The 1,517-nt window shown below is 37.4% G+C and carries 1 protein-coding gene; it reads left to right on the forward strand.

The window, feature by feature from the left end; genetic code table 11:
• Nucleotides 1-206 precede the first annotated feature (206 nt).
• Nucleotides 207-1,517, forward strand: a 1,311-nt coding sequence (locus E1171_RS01520; protein ID WP_155203391.1) for a hypothetical protein, incomplete at its 3' end; no start/stop codon positions are given.

Below are 1,517 nucleotides of genomic sequence, written 5' to 3' on the forward strand. Positions count from 1 at the left end.
GTAATGACAATAATGTCATCAATTAAAATTAATTTTACCTCCCTTAGCTAAAAATAGAGAATATTAAGTAGCAAGGCCTCCAATGGGGCTTTGCAACTTTGAGTTATGCAAATTGAGCTTTTAACCCTCCTTTTGGCATTCCCTCATTTATTACCTTCTATTGACCACTAACTTTCACCTTTCACCCCCTGGAAAATTTTAAAAAAATGAAAAAAGTTATCTTAACTATCCTGGCCATTTATGGTGTAGTACACTTAGGTATGGCCCAAGGGAATGACCACAACAACCAAAATGCAGTGGGTTCCCAGAACGGGGGACATGATGTCCTCGAAAATAACCAAATAAATGGACAAAATAACGACCATAATAAGCAGTCTGTTCTTTTTAGACAGAATGGTAGTGAATCTCCTCATGATATTCTAGAAAACAACTTGATCAATGGCGATCGTAATGATCGGAATCAACAATCTGTGCGGGCCCGACAAGATGGGGATGAAAATGAAATCGACGATAATAACGAGATTGAGGGAAATAACAATGATTGGAACAGACAAAAGTTAAGAGCCCGACAAGACGGAGAGGAACTTGAAATCGATTTTACTAATAATATAGATGGCAACAGAAATGATGGAAACAGCCAAATAATTGAAGTTGATCAGAATGGGGAGGCCCACGATATTGAAGAAGTAAATCTAATAGATGGCAACAACAATGATTACAACCGTCAAGAAATCTGGTCTAAGCAGGAGGGCGATAATAACGATATTGATGAGGAAGTTAATGAAATAGATGGCGACAGAAATGATTGGAATACGCAAGAGGTTTGGTCCCACCAGGCAGGGGAGGGACATGATCTAGAGGAAATTAATACCATTAACGGTGACAATAATGACGATAACAGTCAAAAGATTTGGATTGATCAAGCTGGAGAAGATAATGGTTTGGATAATATTAACGAGATCGATGGTGATAGAAATGATTGGAACAGCCAAGAAGCTTGGATTGAGCAAGATGGGGAGGAAAATGATATAGACGGTAACAAGATTGAGGGCAATAACAATGATGATAATAGCCAAAAAATTTGGGGCAATCAGGATGGGAATGATAATGATGTTAATGATTTTAATGTGATTGATGGCAATAACAATAATTGGAACAACCAAGAAGCTACGGGTATTCAGGAGGATGATGAGCAAAGCCTTGAAAACATTAACAATATTAATGGCGACAGAAATGATTGGAATACCCAAAAAGCTTGGGCAAAACAAGCAGGAATTGAAGAAAATCTCATTGAGAATGTCAATCAAATTAACGGTAATAATAATGATGGCAATATACAGGATTTTGATGCCCATCAAGATGGGGATGATCATACAATCGATGGGGTGAACTTAATAGATGGTAACAGAAACGATGAAAACACCCAAAAGGCTTGGATGGAACAGGAGGAAGAAAGTAATATCATTCGGGATATCAATACAATTGAAGGGAATAATAACAATTGGAATGTACAGGAT

Source organism: Xanthovirga aplysinae, from assembly GCF_009711365.1.
Taxonomy (GTDB): Bacteria; Bacteroidota; Bacteroidia; order Cytophagales; family Cyclobacteriaceae; genus Xanthovirga; species Xanthovirga aplysinae.